The organism is Streptomyces sp. NPDC005791 (assembly GCF_042871485.1).
GTDB lineage: Bacteria > Actinomycetota > Actinomycetes > Streptomycetales > Streptomycetaceae > Streptomyces.
On the sequence record NZ_JBIAIP010000002.1, the window covers coordinates 519,114 to 532,861 of the forward strand.

Annotated in this window: 11 protein-coding genes; 7 read left to right on the forward strand and 4 right to left on the reverse strand. The window is 70.3% G+C overall.

The window, feature by feature from the left end; genetic code table 11:
* Window positions 1-45: 45 nt before the first annotated feature.
* Window positions 46-2,481: an endopeptidase La gene (lon, locus tag ACFYSH_RS06670; RefSeq protein ID WP_388751199.1), complete on the reverse strand. Its 2,436-nt coding sequence runs from the start codon at window positions 2,479-2,481 to the stop codon at window positions 46-48.
* A 281-nt stretch (window positions 2,482-2,762) separates the two neighbouring features.
* On the opposite strand from lon, the gene ACFYSH_RS06675 reads away from it, so the two are divergent.
* The 5 genes from ACFYSH_RS06675 (at window position 2,763) to ACFYSH_RS06695 (ending at window position 9,817) form a co-directional block, all read left to right on the forward strand.
* Window positions 2,763-3,446, forward strand: a complete 684-nt coding sequence (locus tag ACFYSH_RS06675; RefSeq protein WP_359472400.1) for a spermidine synthase — start codon at window positions 2,763-2,765, stop codon at window positions 3,444-3,446.
* 232 nt (window positions 3,447-3,678) lie between these two features.
* Window positions 3,679-4,416, forward strand: coding sequence for a response regulator transcription factor (locus tag ACFYSH_RS06680; protein WP_056794186.1), 738 nt, complete (start codon window positions 3,679-3,681; stop codon window positions 4,414-4,416).
* The gene (locus ACFYSH_RS06685; protein ID WP_388751201.1) at window positions 4,413-5,489 is read left to right on the forward strand and encodes an ATP-binding protein; all 1,077 of its coding nucleotides are present in this window, start codon (window positions 4,413-4,415) and stop codon (window positions 5,487-5,489) included. The genes ACFYSH_RS06680 and ACFYSH_RS06685 overlap by 4 nt, the downstream gene beginning before the upstream one ends.
* Window positions 5,490-5,749: 260 nt before the next feature.
* Entirely contained in the window at window positions 5,750-9,547 is a 3,798-nt protein-coding gene (locus ACFYSH_RS06690; protein ID WP_359472395.1) for a multifunctional oxoglutarate decarboxylase/oxoglutarate dehydrogenase thiamine pyrophosphate-binding subunit/dihydrolipoyllysine-residue succinyltransferase subunit, read from the forward strand.
* Window positions 9,548-9,637: 90 nt separating this feature from the next.
* Entirely contained in the window at window positions 9,638-9,817 is a 180-nt protein-coding gene (locus ACFYSH_RS06695) for a DUF6104 family protein (protein WP_014048295.1), read from the forward strand.
* Here the strand turns inward: ACFYSH_RS06695 and ACFYSH_RS06700 are convergent, their stop codons facing one another.
* Window positions 9,818-10,699: a hypothetical protein gene (locus ACFYSH_RS06700; RefSeq protein WP_359472392.1), complete on the reverse strand. Its 882-nt coding sequence runs from the start codon at window positions 10,697-10,699 to the stop codon at window positions 9,818-9,820. It lies immediately after the preceding gene.
* A 178-nt stretch (window positions 10,700-10,877) separates the two neighbouring features.
* Here ACFYSH_RS06700 and ACFYSH_RS06705 point away from each other — a divergent pair, with 178 nt between their 5' ends.
* Together ACFYSH_RS06705 and ACFYSH_RS06710 are read left to right on the forward strand one after the other, a co-directional pair.
* On the forward strand, window positions 10,878-11,735 hold the full coding sequence (locus ACFYSH_RS06705) for a DUF4097 family beta strand repeat-containing protein (protein ID WP_359472390.1): 858 nt from the start codon (window positions 10,878-10,880) through the stop codon (window positions 11,733-11,735).
* Between the two features lies 1 nt (window position 11,736).
* A complete protein-coding gene (locus tag ACFYSH_RS06710) occupies window positions 11,737-12,717 on the forward strand; it encodes a helix-turn-helix transcriptional regulator (protein WP_388751204.1) in 981 nt (326 codons plus the stop codon).
* A gap of 83 nt (window positions 12,718-12,800) precedes the next feature.
* Here ACFYSH_RS06710 and ACFYSH_RS06715 read toward each other — a convergent pair whose 3' ends face one another.
* Window positions 12,801-13,373, reverse strand: a complete 573-nt coding sequence (locus ACFYSH_RS06715; RefSeq protein ID WP_359472386.1) for a Clp protease N-terminal domain-containing protein — start codon at window positions 13,371-13,373, stop codon at window positions 12,801-12,803.
* Entirely contained in the window at window positions 13,373-13,582 is a 210-nt protein-coding gene (locus ACFYSH_RS06720; protein ID WP_033298277.1) for a sigma factor-like helix-turn-helix DNA-binding protein, read from the reverse strand. Before ACFYSH_RS06720 ends, ACFYSH_RS06715 begins: the two co-directional genes overlap by 1 nt.
* Window positions 13,583-13,748 lie beyond the last annotated feature (166 nt).

Below are 13,748 nucleotides of genomic sequence, written 5' to 3' on the forward strand. Positions count from 1 at the left end.
CCGACCGGCCGTCGGCGTGGTGCCACGCCCGTCACGCCGTGACGCCTACGCGGCGGCCGGGATCCGGTCCGGCACCCTGGCCGAGGCCGGTGCCAGCGCGATCTCCAGCACCTGTCGGACGTCGTTCACCGGGTGGACCTCCAAGGTGTCGAGGACCTCGGCCGGGACGTCGTCCAGATCGGCCTCGTTGCGCTTGGGGATCACGACCGTGGTGATGCCGGCCCGGTGCGCGGCCAGCAGCTTCTGCTTCAGGCCACCGATCGGGAGTACCCGGCCGGTCAGCGACACCTCACCGGTCATGGCCACATCCGTCCGCACGAGCCGCCCCGAGAGCAGGGAGGCCAGCGCCGTCGTCATGGTGATCCCCGCGCTCGGGCCGTCCTTGGGGACCGCACCCGCCGGGAAGTGGATGTGCGCACCCCGGTCCTTGAGGTCCGCGACCGGGAGCTCCAGCTCCGCTCCGTGCGAACGGAGGAAGCTCAGGGCGATCTGTGCGGACTCCTTCATGACGTCGCCCAGCTGACCGGTCAGGGTCAGCCCTGAGGCCCCGGTCTCCGGGTCGGCCAGCGACGCCTCGACGAAGAGCACGTCCCCGCCCGCTCCGGTCACCGCGAGGCCCGTGGCCACACCCGGCACCGCGGTGCGGCGTTCGGCCGGGACCTGGGCGGACTCCGGCACGTGATGCGGCCGGCCGATCAGACCCCGCAGGTCGTCCTCGGTCACCGTGAAGGGCAGTTCACGCTCGCCGAGTTCGTGCTGGGCCGCGACCTTGCGGAGCAGCCGTGCGACGGCCCGCTCCAGGTTCCGGACGCCGGCCTCCCGGGTGTACTCCCCGGCGAGCTTGCGCAGAGCCGACTCGTCGAGACCGACCTCGTCCTCCTTCAGCCCGGCCCGCTCCAGCTGGCGCGGCAGCAGGTGGTCACGGGCGATGACGACCTTCTCGTCCTCGGTGTACCCGTCCAGCGTGACCAGCTCCATGCGGTCGAGCAGGGCCTCCGGAATGGATTCGAGGACGTTGGCCGTGGCCAGGAACACGACGTCGCTGAGGTCCAGTTCGACCTCCAGGTAGTGATCGCGGAAGGTGTGGTTCTGCGCCGGGTCGAGCACCTCCAGCAGGGCGGCCGCCGGGTCGCCCCGGAAGTCGGACCCGACCTTGTCGATCTCGTCGAGCAGGACGACCGGGTTCATCGAACCGGCCTCCTTGACCGCCCGGACGATGCGCCCCGGGAGCGCGCCGACGTACGTACGCCGGTGGCCCCGGATCTCGGCCTCGTCCCGGACACCGCCGAGCGCGACCCTGACGAACTTGCGCCCCATGGCGTGCGCGACGCTCTCACCGAGCGAGGTCTTCCCGACGCCGGGCGGGCCGACCAGCGCCAGCACCGCGCCGCCGCGCCGGCCACCGACCACACCGAGCCCGCGGTCCGCACGCCGCTTGCGCACCGCGAGGTACTCGGTGATGCGCTCCTTCACGTCCTGCAGGCCCGCGTGTTCGGCGTCGAGGATCTCCCGGGCGCCCTTGATGTCGTACGCGTCCTCGGTCCGTTCGGTCCAGGGCAGTTCGAGGACGGTGTCCAGCCAGGTGCGGATCCAGGAGCCTTCGGGGCTCTGGTCGGAGGACCGCTCCAGCTTCTCGACCTCCTTGAGGGCAGCCGTGCGGACGTGCTCCGGAAGATCGGCGGCTTCGACACGCGCGCGGTAGTCGTCGGTCGCGTCACCGGAACCGTCTTCGCCGTTGAGCTCGGAGAGCTCCTTGCGTACGGCGTCGAGCTGGCGCCGCAGCAGGAACTCGCGCTGCTGCTTGTCGACACCCTCCTGGACGTCCTTGGCGATGGACTCGGCGACGTCCTGCTCGGCGAGGTGCTCGCCGAGCCACTGGATGGCCAGCTTCAGACGGGCGACCGCGTCGGCGGTCTCCAGCAGCTGGACCTTCTGCGCGGTGGTGAGGAAGGGCGAGTACCCGGAATTGTCGGCGAGCGCGGAGATGTCCTCGATCTGCTGGACCCGGTCCACGACCTGCCAGGCGCCACGCTTCTTCAGCCAGCTGGTGGCGAGGGCCTTGTACTCCTTGGCCAGCTCGGCGGCGGAACCGGGCAGGGGGTCGGGTACCGACACGTCGACCCGGGTGCCCTCCACCCACAGCGCGTTCCCGGGACCGCTCGTCCCTGCACCGATCCGCACCCGGTCACGGGCCCGGATCAGCGCGCCCGGGTCACCGTCCGACAGCCGTCCCACCTGCTCGACGGTGCCCAGGACACCGGTCCCGGTGTAATTGCCGTCGATGCGCGGCACGAGCAGCACCTCCGGCTTGCCGCCACCGGCCCGCGCCACGGCCTGAGCGGCCTCGACGGCGGCGCGCACCTCCGTGTCCGACAGGTCGAGCGGTACGACCATGCCGGGCAGCACGACCTCGTCGTCGAGCGGCAGTACGGGCAGGTCGATCGGCGTGAACGCCCCGGACGCATTGGACTCAGCAGTCATGATCTCCCCTTCGGCAGGCAAGTTGAGTTATGTGGACTCAATGCTTGTGATCCGCCAAATGTTCCCCCTGCTCCGTTCGCTCTCAGCGATCAACCGGATCCCCGGGCGCACGGCGTACACATCTACGCCAGCACCCCGCGTCGCACGGCCATTCCCGACGCGACCGCCCCCCGGGAGGTGAAGCCGCCGATAACAGCTGGTCCGGCGGCCCGGCGGTGGGTGAAACTGGGCGATCACAGAGAGAACCACCCGCCGCACGCAGGAGACCGGAGACCGCGCCCATGCCCGCCACAGACGCCCCACGCCCCGTCGTCCTCGACCGCCGCGACGGGCCCTTCGGCGAAGTCGTCCTGCGCGAGCGCGGCGACACGTTCGAGATCATCGCCAACGGCTGCTTCCTGATGGACACGTCCGACGGGCGTTCGGAGCGGCTCCTGATCGACGCGGCACTCGACGCCCTGCCCGCCGGACGGCGGGATCCGTCGGTGCTGATCGGCGGGCTCGGTGTCGGGTTCTCGCTGGTGCGGGCCGCCACCGAATCCCGCTGGGGCAGGATCGCCGTCGTCGAGCGGGAACAGGCCGTCGTGGACTGGCACCTCGACGGACCGCTCGGCCGGATCTCCGGTGCGGCGCTCGCCGATCCGCGGACCGAGATCCTGCGTACGGACCTCGTCGACCACCTCCGCACCACCACGGAGCGTTACGACGCGCTGTGCCTGGACATCGACAACGGCCCGGACTGGACCGTCACCCAGGACAACGGAACCCTCTATTCACCCGCCGGTCTCGCTGCCTGCCGAGCGCGTCTGACGCCCGGCGGAGTCCTCGCCGTATGGTCCGCGCAGCCGTCCACCGCATTCGAGCAAGCTATGCGGAATGCCGGATTCCACGCAGTAAAGACCAAAGAAGTAGCGGTTGCCCGAGGTGTACCGGACGTGGTTCATCTCGCACTCCGGGACGACTGAACCCTCAGTCGGCACTCATGTCCCGGTCGCGCGCCGGATCAGGCGGGACAAGTGCGCCGATCTCTCTCGTTCCCGCGGGTAACAGCTGCACGACGGACAACACCCTGCGTAGCCGAGAGGTGTCCTCTGCCCTTACGCTGCTGACCGGCACAAGGGATCACCGACGAAAATCCACAAGCGATAACCGTGCTCCGGAGGAATGGCCTCCGTGAGAACGGGCAGGGGCGGGGCGATGGAACAGACACACACCACCCACAACGGCGTCGCGGCCACCCCCGGGGCTCAGCGCCGGGTGCTGGTGGTCGAGGACGACCCGACGATCGTCGACGCCATTTCCGCCCGGCTGCGGGCCGAGGGCTTTCTGGTGCAGACCGCGCTGGACGGCCCGGCGGCCGTGGACGCGGCCGAGGCGTGGCAGCCCGACCTGATGGTGCTCGACATCATGCTCCCCGGCTTCGACGGCCTGGAGGTCTGCCGTCGGGTGCAGGCCCAGCGCCCCGTGCCGGTGCTGATGCTCACCGCACGGGACGACGAGACCGACATGCTGGTGGGGCTCGGGGTCGGCGCCGACGACTACATGACCAAGCCGTTCTCCATGCGGGAGCTGGCGGCGCGGGTCCACGTCCTGCTGCGCCGGGTCGAGCGGGCCGCACTGGCCGCCGTGACGCCGCGCAGCGGCATCCTGCGCCTCGGCGAGCTGGAGATCGACCACGCGCAGCGCCGTGTCAGGGTGCGCGCCGATGACGTCCACCTCACCCCGACCGAGTTCGACCTGCTGGTCTGCCTGGCCAACACCCCGCGCGCGGTGCTGTCCCGGGAACAGCTGCTGGCCGAGGTCTGGGACTGGGCGGACGCCTCCGGGACCCGTACGGTCGACAGCCACATCAAGGCGCTGCGCCGGAAGATCGGCGCCGAGCGGATCCGTACCGTGCACGGCGTCGGCTACGCCCTGGAGACACCCGCGCCATGACGCGGCCCGGCTCCGGACTGCGGCCCTTCTCGATCAAGGCCAAACTGGGCACGCTCGTGGTGGTCTCCGTGTTCATCACGACCGGACTGCTGATCGTCGCCCTGCGGACCAGGACCGAATTCCGGTTCATCACGGTCTTCTCGGTGATCGCCACCCTGTTGATCACCCAGTTCGTGGCGCACGGTCTGACCGCGCCGCTGGACGAGATGCGGGCCGTCGCACGGTCGATCTCGCACGGCGACTACACCAGACGGGTGAGCGGCGCCGGGCGGCGTGACGAGCTCGGCGACCTCGCGCAGACGATCAACCGCATGACGGACGACCTGGAGGCGGAGGACCGGCACCGCAAGGAGCTGGTGGCCAACGTCTCCCATGAGCTGCGCACACCGATCGCGGCACTGAGAGCGGTCCTGGAGAACGTGGTGGACGGGGTGTCCGCCGCGGACCCCGAGACGATGCGTACGGCGCTGAAACAGACCGAACGCCTCGGCAGACTGGTGGAGACCCTGCTGGACCTCTCCCGGCTGGACAACGGCGTGGTGGCGCTCAAGGCGCGCCGCTTCGAGGTCTGGCCGTACCTCTCGGGCGTCCTGAAGGAAGCGAATCTCGCCACGTCGCAGCGCCGGCTCTCCTCCGGTTCCGGGAACCACTCCCGCACCGACGTCCATCTGCACCTCGACGTGTCGCCTCCCGAGCTGACGGCGCACGCGGACGCGGAGCGTCTGCACCAGGTGGTCGCCAATCTGATCGACAACGCCGTCAAGCACAGCCCGCCGCACGGCCGGGTCACCGTGCTGGCGCGGCGCGGGGCGCATCCGGAGTCGCTGGAACTGGAAGTCATCGACGAGGGCCCCGGCATTCCGGAAGCGGAGCGCCACCGGGTCTTCGAGCGCTTCAACCGCGGCCAGGCCCCGTCCCCGCACGGTCCGGGCAGCGACGGCGGCACGGGGCTCGGTCTCGCGATCGCCCGCTGGGCGGTGGATCTGCACGGCGGTCGCATCGGGGTGGCCGAATCCGCCCGCGGATGCCGAATCCAGGTCACCCTTCCGGGGATTGTGTCGACGCACGGTTGACCCGGCGTTCGAAGCGGAGGGCCCCGTTTCCCCTTCTCGTTCGGGAAAGAGATACGGTCCAGGGGGCCGCAGCACTGGCCTCACGTACCCGAAGGGCAGCGGAACTCTGCTTGTTTCCCGCCATTTCGTGCGCCGAAACCCGACTTCCGATGTGATGTGCACGACGAAGACCGGCCCGGCCTGCACGTAACGGCTCGGGAGGCGTAGCCTTGATTTCCGCTGTCCATCACCTTGTGAAGCGGAAGAGGGCGGTTGCCGCCGTGTCGTCTCAGTCCCCCAGTAACTCGAGCATCTCGACCGATCAAGAAGCGGGCTCCGGGTCCAACCCGGCCGCCGCTTTCGGCCCCAATGAGTGGCTCGTCGACGAGATCTACCAGCAGTACCTCCAGGACCCCAGTTCGGTCGACCGCGCCTGGTGGGACTTCTTCGCCGACTACAAGCCGGGTACGTCCGGCACGGCGGACAAGCCCGTTCCCGCACCTGCGGGAGCGGTGACCCCGGCTCCGGCCGCCACCGCCGCGAACAACACCGCTCCGGCGAAGGCCGCGGCGCAGGCTCCGGCCGCGCCCGCTGCCACGGCCCCGTCCGCTCCCGCCGCTCCGGCGAAGGCTCCTGCCGCCCCCGCGAAGGCCGCGCCCGCGAAGGCGGCACCGGCTCCCGCGAAGGCGGACGCGGCGGCCGAGGCCCCCGCGGGCCCGGAGTTCGTGACGCTGCGCGGCCCCTCGGCCGCCGTCGCGAAGAACATGAACGCCTCGCTGGAGCTGCCGACGGCCACGTCGGTCCGCGCCGTGCCGGTGAAGCTGCTCTTCGACAACCGCATCGTCATCAACAACCACCTGAAGCGGGCCCGCGGCGGGAAGATCTCCTTCACGCACCTCATCGGGTACGCGATGGTGCAGGCCCTCAAGGCCATGCCGTCGATGAACTACTCCTTCGCGGTGAAGGACGGCAAGCCGACCCTGGTCAAGCCCGAGCACGTCAATCTCGGCCTGGCCATCGACCTGGTGAAGCCGAACGGCGACCGCCAGCTCGTGGTCGCGGCCATCAAGAAGGCCGAGACGCTCAACTTCTTCGAGTTCTGGCAGGCGTACGAGGACATCGTCCGCCGCGCCCGTGTCGGCAAGCTCGGCATGGACGACTTCTCCGGTGTCACCGCCTCGCTGACCAACCCCGGCGGCATCGGCACCGTGCACTCGGTGCCCCGCCTGATGCCCGGACAGGGCCTCATCATGGGCGTCGGCGCGATGGACTACCCGGCCGAGTTCCAGGGCACCTCGCAGGACACCCTGAACAAGCTGGGCATCTCCAAGGTCATGACGCTGACCTCGACGTACGACCACCGGGTCATCCAGGGCGCCGCGTCCGGCGAGTTCCTGCGTGTCCTGGCCCAGCTGCTGCTCGGCGAGAACGACTTCTACGACGAGATCTTCAAGGCGCTGCGCATCCCCTACGAGCCGGTCCGCTGGCTCAAGGACATCGACGCCTCGCACGACGACGACGTCACCAAGGCCGCGCGGGTCTTCGAGCTGATCCACTCCTACCGGGTCCGCGGCCACGTCATGGCCGACACCGACCCGCTGGAGTACCGCCAGCGCAAGCACCCCGACCTGGACATCACCGAGCACGGTCTCACTCTGTGGGACCTGGAGCGGGACTTCGCGGTCGGCGGCTTCGCCGGCAAGACGATGATGAAGCTCCGCGACATCCTCGGTGTCCTGCGCGAGTCGTACTGCCGCACGACCGGCATCGAGTTCATGCACATCCAGGAGCCGAAGGAGCGCAAGTGGCTCCAGGACCGGGTGGAGCGTCCGCGCCCGGCCCCGGAGCGCGAGGAGCAGCTGCGGATCCTGCGCCGCCTCAACGCCGCGGAGGCGTTCGAGACGTTCCTGCAGACCAAGTACGTCGGCCAGAAGCGGTTCTCGCTGGAGGGCGGCGAGTCCGTCATCCCGCTGCTCGACGCGGTCATCGACTCCGCCGCCGAGGCCCGCCTCGACGAGGTCGTCATCGGCATGGCCCACCGCGGCCGCCTCAACGTGCTGGCCAACATCGTCGGCAAGTCGTACGCGCAGATCTTCCGCGAGTTCGAGGGCAACCTCGACCCGCGTTCGATGCACGGCTCCGGTGACGTCAAGTACCACCTGGGCGCCGAGGGCACCTTCACCGGTCTGGACGGCGAGCAGATCAAGGTCTCGCTGGCCGCCAACCCCTCGCACCTGGAGGCCGTCGACCCGGTCCTCGAGGGCATCGCCCGCGCCAAGCAGGACATCATCAACAAGGGCGGCACGGACTTCACGGTCCTGCCGGTCGCGCTCCACGGCGACGCGGCCTTCGCCGGCCAGGGCGTCGTCGCCGAGACGCTCAACATGTCGCAGCTGCGCGGCTACCGCACCGGCGGCACCGTGCACGTGGTGATCAACAACCAGGTCGGCTTCACCGCCGCCCCGGAGTCCTCACGTTCCTCGATGTACGCCACCGACGTGGCGCGCATGATCGAGGCGCCGATCATCCACGTCAACGGCGACGACCCGGAGGCCGTGGTGCGCGTCGCGCGGCTCGCCTTCGAGTACCGGCAGACGTTCAACAAGGACGTCGTCATCGACCTCATCTGCTACCGCCGCCGCGGTCACAACGAGGGCGACAACCCGGAGTTCACCAACCCGCAGATGTACACCCTGATCGACAAGAAGCGCTCGGTGCGCAAGCTCTACACCGAGTCCCTCATCGGTCGCGGCGACATCACGCTGGAAGAGGCCGAGCAGGCGCTCCAGGACTTCCAGGGCCAGCTGGAGAAGGTGTTCGCGGAGGTCCGCGAGGCCACCTCGGCGCCGTCCCAGCCGCATGTCCCGGACGCGCAGGCGGAGTTCCCGGTCGCCGTGAACACCGCGGTGTCCTCGGAGGTCGTGAAGCTGGTCGCCGAGTCGCAGGTGAACATCCCCGACGGGATCACCGTCCACCCGCGTCTCCTGCCGCAGATGCAGCGCCGTGCCGCCTCCGTGGAGAACGGCACGATCGACTGGGGCATGGGCGAGACCCTGGCCATCGGCTCGCTGCTCATGGAGGGCACCCCGGTCCGGCTCGCCGGCCAGGACACCCGCCGCGGCACGTTCGGCCAGCGCCACGCCGTCCTCGTCGACCAGAAGACCGGCGAGGACTACACCCCGCTGCTCTACCTCTCCGACGACCAGGCCCGTTACAACGTCTACGACTCGCTCCTCAGCGAGTACGCGGCGATGGGCTTCGAGTACGGCTACTCGCTGGCCCGCCCGGAGTCCCTGGTGATCTGGGAGGCCCAGTTCGGTGACTTCGTCAACGGCGCGCAGACCGTCGTGGACGAGTTCATCTCCTCCGCCGAGCAGAAGTGGGGCCAGACGTCCGGCGTCACCCTGCTGCTGCCGCACGGCTACGAGGGCCAGGGCCCGGACCACTCGTCCGCCCGCCCGGAGCGTTTCCTGCAGATGTGCGCGCAGGACAACATGACGGTCGCGATGCCCACGCTCCCGTCGAACTACTTCCACCTCCTGCGGTGGCAGGTGCACAACCCGCACCACAAGCCGCTGATCGTCTTCACCCCGAAGTCGATGCTCCGCCTCAAGGCGGCCGCGTCGAAGGTGGAGGAGTTCACCACCGGCGGCTTCCGCCCGGTCATCGGTGACGAGACGGTCAAGGCCGAAGCGGTCCGCAAGGTCGTCTTCGTCTCCGGGAAGCTGTACTACGACCTGGACGCCGAGCGCGAGAAGCGTGGCGACACGGAGACGGCGATCATCCGGCTGGAGCGTCTGTACCCGCTGCCGGGTGCGGAGATCCAGGCCGAGATCGCCAAGTACCCGAACGCCGAGAAGTACCTCTGGGCCCAGGAGGAGCCGGCGAACCAGGGTGCGTGGCCGTTCATCGCGCTCAACCTGATCGACCACCTGGACCTGGCCGTCGGCGCCGATGTGCCGCACGGCGAGCGCCTGCGCCGCATCTCGCGTCCGCACGGCTCGTCCCCGGCAGTCGGCTCGGCCAAGCGCCACCAGGCCGAGCAGGCCCAGCTGGTCGCCGAGGTCTTCGAGGCCTGATCAGCGGCTGTACGTCATCGGAGGGCCCGGCGTCGCGCATGGTGCGCGGGGCCGGGCCCTCCGGTTTTCCGGCGTCGTTATCCTGGTCGCATGTACTTCACGGACCGTGGCATCGAGGAACTGGAGAAGCGGCGCGGCGAGGAGGAGGTCACCTTCGAGTGGCTCGCCGAGCAGCTCCGTACGTTCGTCGACCTCAACCCCGACTTCGAGGTCCCCGTCGAGCGCCTGGCGACCTGGCTGGCCCGGCTGGACGACGACGAGGACGAGTAGTCACCGTCCCGCGCTTCCGCCCGCCGAGCCCCTGCAGTGGTCGTAGGCGAGCCCCAGCAGGCCCTGCACGAGGAGCACCAGGCCCGCGGTGATCCATCCGCCGCTGCGTCGGCGGGCGCCCCACAGGGTCAGCGGCAGCCCTGTGGCGACCTGCGCGACTGCCACCGCGCGGGCCCTCGGGCCGAGCATCCACGGGCCGAGGCTGCCGCTCTCCACGGCGTCGAGTTCGACGCGCACGGCGTCGCGCCAGCCGGCCCATTCGATTCGTTCCGCTTCCGGGTACGCCCCGGCCACCGAGCGCAGCCGGTCGGCTGACTGGCCGGGCGTGAGACCGGTCGGCAGGGCCACCCCGGCCCTGGTCAGGACGGCGAGCAGACCGCGTAGCCGCACGTCGGCGTCCGCACCCGGGTCCGCTCGGGTCAGGGCCTCCAGCTCCTGGACGTCCAGGACGGGGTCGAGCCCCAGCCGGGCGGCGGACGTGCGCATCGCCTCGTCCTCGGCGGCCGGGGTGCCGTCGGCGAGCCAGATGTAGCCGACCGGGCGGCGGAAACCTGAGGCGAGGGTGTAGCCGGACCGGTCGCCGTCCCACCACAGGGCGAGCACCGGCCAGGTGGAGCCCACCGCGAGTGCGGTGGCCCAGCCGCCGACGACACGGTCGACCGGCTCGCCGCCTCCGTCGGCCGGGGTGGCCCCGGCGGTCGCCGCGCCTCCGCCGCCCTCACGGCCGTCCCTCCGCCAGGGTTTCCCCTCGGGCACGAGCACGCTCCAGCCGTCGCCGGCACGCACGAGCAGCATGCTCTCCCGGAGCAGGTGGGCCACGGGCCGTACGGTCTCGGGGTCGGCCCGGCACAGGAGCAGGGCGCCCACGGATGTCGCGGTCATGCCCCATACGCTAAGGCAATTTGCCCGGATATGAACGATTCACTTCACTTCATCATCCTTTTACGCACACTCTTGCGTTTCCTTCTCAACTCCTCCTTGACTTCCCTCATCCGCGATATATCGTGTTATGAAGAAGACGCGATATGTTGCGTTTCACCACCCAGAGGGAGGTCGGACCATGCCTGAGTCGACGTGGACCGTCGCCGAGCCCCGGAAGCTCGCCATCGACGCCCCCGTGACAGCGCTCAACGTGCGCATCGTCGACGGCGTGATCAATGTGGTCGGCACCGACGAGCCGACCGCCCGGCTGGAGGTGTCCGCGATCGAGGGACCACCGCTGGTCGTGACACTGGAGGGAGGCACCCTCACCGTCACCTACGAGGACCTTCCGTGGCAGGGCCTGCTTTCCTGGCTCGACCGCGGGAGCCCCCACCGCAGCGCCGCCGTATCGCTCGCCGTACCGGCCGGCGCCACCGTGAAGGTCGGCGCGATCGGCGCGGAGGCGGTCGTCTCCGGAATCCGAGGACGGACCGAGCTGCGGGGCATCTCCGGGGCCACCACCCTGGTGGGTCTCTCCGGTGTCGTCAGGGCCGAGACCGTCTCCGGCGGCCTGGAGGCCCAGACCGTCACCGGCGACCTCCGCTTCAAGTCCGTCTCAGGCGATCTGACGATCGTCGAGGGTGCCGGAACCTCCGTCCGGGCGGAGTCCGTCACCGGCCACATGGTGCTCGATCTCGACACCTCGCCGAAGCCGACGGACATCAGACTGACGTCGGTCTCCGGCGAGATCGCGATCCGACTGCCGCACCCGGCGGACGCGAAGGTCGAGGCGAACACCGCGAGCGGTACGGTCTCCAACGCCTTCGAGGACCTGCGCGTGAGCGGCCAGTGGGGCGCGAAGAAGATCACCGGCACGCTGGGCGCGGGCACGGGCACGCTGAAGGCGACCACCGTCTCGGGTTCAATCGCCCTGCTGCGCCGCCCACCCGCCCAAGGCGGCGCACATGATGCCGAGCCGACCGGAAAGGTGCTCTGACATGGCCCCCGTATTCGCCCATGGCCGCCTGCGCCTGTACCTCCTCAAGCTGCTGGACGAGGCCCCCCGCCATGGATACGAGGTGATCCGGCTGCTGGAGGAGCGTTTCCAGGGGCTGTACGCCCCTTCGGCGGGCACGGTGTACCCCCGCCTGGCCAAGCTGGAGGCCGAGGGCCTGGTCACCCATGCCACCGAGGGCGGCCGCAAGGTCTACTCCATCACCGACGCCGGGCGGGCCGAGCTGGCGGGACGCGGAGGGGAACTGGCCGATCTGGAGCTGGAGATCCGCGAGTCGGTCTCCGAGCTGGCCGCCGAGATACGCGACGACGTGCGGGGTGCGGCCGGCCGGCTCCGCAGCGAGATGCGTGCGGCCGCCTCCGAGTCCCAGCAGACCGCCGGCGCCGGCCGGAGCGGCTGGGATCCCGCCGGCCTCGGGGACAACGAGGCCTGGCGCATGGCGAAGGAAGAACTGAGCAAGGCCAAGCAGGAGTGGAAGGAACAGGCCCGCAGGGCGAAGGACGAGTCCCGCAAGGCCCGTGAGGATGCGGAGCGGGCCCGCCGCCAGGCCCAGGAGGCCCACGAGCAGGCACGGGAGCAGATGCAGAACGCCGCGCGCCAGGTCCAGGAGCACTTCGCCCGAGGAGACTGGCCCGCGGGTGTGCGAGACGGACTGGCCGAGATCACCGGCCAGCTCGGCAGCTTCGCCAGGACCGGTTCCTGGCCGTCGTACAGCCGTCCGGTGCCCGAGGAGCCGGACATCGAGTGGGCCGCCGACGCGACGGCCACCGGCGATCCGGCCCGTGACCTTGACCGGCTGCTGGACCGCTTCCGTGACGACATCCGTGACGCGGCCCGGGACCGTGGCGTCACCGAGGCCCAGCTCTCGGAGGCCCGGAACCACCTGGCGACAGCCGCGACGCGCATCGGTTCGCTGCTGCGCGGGCCGGCCGACGAGGCGAAGGGCGCCTCCGGACACCCCTGACCCCGCGCGGCGCCCGGCCGGAACCCGCCGGCCGGGCAGCACCGCCCGGTGAGGCACGGCCCGCCCGGTCCGGCGCCGCCGGGTCAGCTCGCCCGGGCCTGGCCCTGCCCTGCGTCCCCGTACAGCGCCCGCTCCACCGTCGCGTAGGTCGCGCCGTTCTCGGCGAGTACATCGGCGACGACGCCGGGGCATGCGGTCAGGGCCAGCAGCAGGTGCTCCTCACCGATGAAGCGGTCGCGTCGCCCGAGGGCGACGCGCAGGGACTTCTCCAGGATGCCTTTGGCGCCGCCCGTGAAGGCGCGGCGTCCCGACCACCATCGACGGTTCCCGCGATCTCCCGCAAGGACCCCTTCACCGTGGGCACCCTCGACCCGGGCCACGATCTCGGTGACATCGATACCGATACCGGCCAGCGCCGCGGTGTCGGCCTTGGTGAGCCCACCGCGTCGGCGGGCCTCCGCGAGCGCCGTCTCCATCGCGGCACGGCGGTCGCTGAGTCCGAGGGCTGCGACGGCGGAGGACGCCCTGCCGCCCTCCTGGTCCAGCAGCGAGAGCAGCAGGTGCTCCTCGGTGACCGAGTCCGCTCCGACCCGTTCGGCATGGGCCACTGCGCCGGTGACGGTGGCCCGGGCCCCTTTGGTGAAACGCTCGAACATCAGTGCCTCCCGTACTTCTTGTGCACGGCCTGCCTGCTGACACCCAGCTCGGCAGCGATCTCCTGCCACGACCATCCCTGGACGCGGGCGCTTCTCACCTGGACAGCTTCGAGTTGCTCGAGCAGCCGCCGTAGCGCGGCTACGGCCCGCAGCCCGACGCGCGGGTCATGGTCACCGGCGCGTGCGGCGAGATCCGTTGCTTCGGTCATAACGTCAACTTACGTTGACATCCGAGTCTCGTCAACCTTCGTTGACGACAGCGATGGCGATCGGGGACGACGCTCCATGTCGTACGCGAGCGCCCGCAGAGTGACCGCGCGGGAGGCGGGGCCGTTCGTCCGGCGCCCGGGCTCGAGCAGGTGAAGCCCGAGTGCA

Coding starts and splice junctions, on each gene's coding strand:
- ACFYSH_RS06675 (WP_359472400.1), top strand. CDS start 2,763: ATGCCCGCCACAGACGCCCCACGCCCCGTCGTCCTCGACCGCCGCGAC.
- ACFYSH_RS06700 (WP_359472392.1), bottom strand. CDS start 10,699: ATGACCGCGACATCCGTGGGCGCCCTGCTCCTGTGCCGGGCCGACCCC.
- lon (WP_388751199.1), bottom strand. CDS start 2,481: ATGACTGCTGAGTCCAATGCGTCCGGGGCGTTCACGCCGATCGACCTG.
- ACFYSH_RS06720 (WP_033298277.1), bottom strand. CDS start 13,582: ATGACCGAAGCAACGGATCTCGCCGCACGCGCCGGTGACCATGACCCG.
- ACFYSH_RS06685 (WP_388751201.1), top strand. CDS start 4,413: ATGACGCGGCCCGGCTCCGGACTGCGGCCCTTCTCGATCAAGGCCAAA.
- ACFYSH_RS06705 (WP_359472390.1), top strand. CDS start 10,878: ATGCCTGAGTCGACGTGGACCGTCGCCGAGCCCCGGAAGCTCGCCATC.
- ACFYSH_RS06680 (WP_056794186.1), top strand. CDS start 3,679: ATGGAACAGACACACACCACCCACAACGGCGTCGCGGCCACCCCCGGG.
- ACFYSH_RS06695 (WP_014048295.1), top strand. CDS start 9,638: ATGTACTTCACGGACCGTGGCATCGAGGAACTGGAGAAGCGGCGCGGC.
- ACFYSH_RS06715 (WP_359472386.1), bottom strand. CDS start 13,373: ATGTTCGAGCGTTTCACCAAAGGGGCCCGGGCCACCGTCACCGGCGCA.
- ACFYSH_RS06710 (WP_388751204.1), top strand. CDS start 11,737: ATGGCCCCCGTATTCGCCCATGGCCGCCTGCGCCTGTACCTCCTCAAG.